General features: G+C 46.0%; 1 protein-coding gene and 1 pseudogene. Both read left to right on the top strand.

What is annotated here, in order from left to right; genetic code table 11:
* A partial coding sequence (locus A3SI_RS16695) for a tyrosine-type recombinase/integrase (RefSeq protein ID WP_009057860.1) occupies positions 1-254 on the top strand: 254 nt, incomplete at its 5' end.
* Positions 244-839 (top strand): annotated as a pseudogene (locus A3SI_RS16690) (IS91 family transposase); the annotation flags it as partial. The gene A3SI_RS16695 and the pseudogene A3SI_RS16690, both read left to right, overlap by 11 nt.
* Positions 840-1061: the final 222 nt, after the last annotated feature.

The following is a 1061-nucleotide window of genomic DNA, read 5'->3' as shown; positions in this document are numbered from 1 at the left end:
ATGAACGACCGATCAATACACATGCCATCCGCATGGCCATGAATCAGGCAGGCTTTGAACAGTATGGTTTTTCTGCACATTCAATCAGGCATTCCTTTGCCACACACCTTCTCGATGCAGGGACAGATATACATACCATCAAGCAGCTTCTCGGACATTCCAAGATAGAGACTACCATGATCTATCTCCACCTGACCAAGCAGCGCAGGGATAAACTTGTCTCACCTCTTGACCTGCTTGGTCATGGAAACTGATGTTTCTTTCCAGTCCCTGTTCAGGCATCAATCCATCTCCAACTTCAATCCTTATAGCAGAGCGGTTTTCGCCGATCTTGCTGCCTGTCATACCGCTGCAAAAGGGTATCACCTCAGCAGGTGCGATGATCAGCAATGTGGAAACATCGCCCATCGATACCATTCCTGCGGCAACAGGCACTGCCCCAACTGTGGAAGCATGAAAAGGGATGCCTGGATTGAGAATAGAATGGATGAACTCCTACCTACCGTCTATTACCATATCGTCTTTACCCTGCCACATGAACTCAATCCAGTGATCATGGGGAACAGAGCTAAGCTATTCGACCTTTTGTTTCTGGCAGCTTCCCAAACCCTGCTCAAGCATGCAAAGATGCCCGAATACCTAGGTGCCGAACCGGGGATCACAATGGTACTGCATACTTGGGGACAGGATCTTAGTTTTCACCCTCACGTCCACTGCATCGTCAGTGCTGGAGGATATGACGGACAGAGATGGGTAGATGCCAAACGCAAAACAACCGATTCCTTTTTCCCCAGAAAAGTATGGCAAACATGTTCAAAGCTATCTTCATGGAAGGAATTGTAATCGGTAAATACAACTGCACCAATTTCGGTAAATAAGACTGCACCATATTTGGCAACAAGAATGCACCACCAATAATCCCTTAGGGCATGCCCCTAAGGGATTTTGGACTATTTTGCTAGCGTATCAAAACTAGCACTTTATGAATGTGTATTTAAACAAATTTATGGTTTATTTTGAGATTCACCGCCTCTACAGGGAAGGATTTCCATTAGGCAGAT

The sequence above is a fragment of the Nitritalea halalkaliphila LW7 genome, assembly GCF_000265075.1.
GTDB classification, from domain to species: Bacteria; Bacteroidota; Bacteroidia; order Cytophagales; family Cyclobacteriaceae; genus Nitritalea; species Nitritalea halalkaliphila.
Note: the sequence above shows the minus strand (reverse complement) of the source record. Positions and strands in the feature narration are given on the sequence as shown.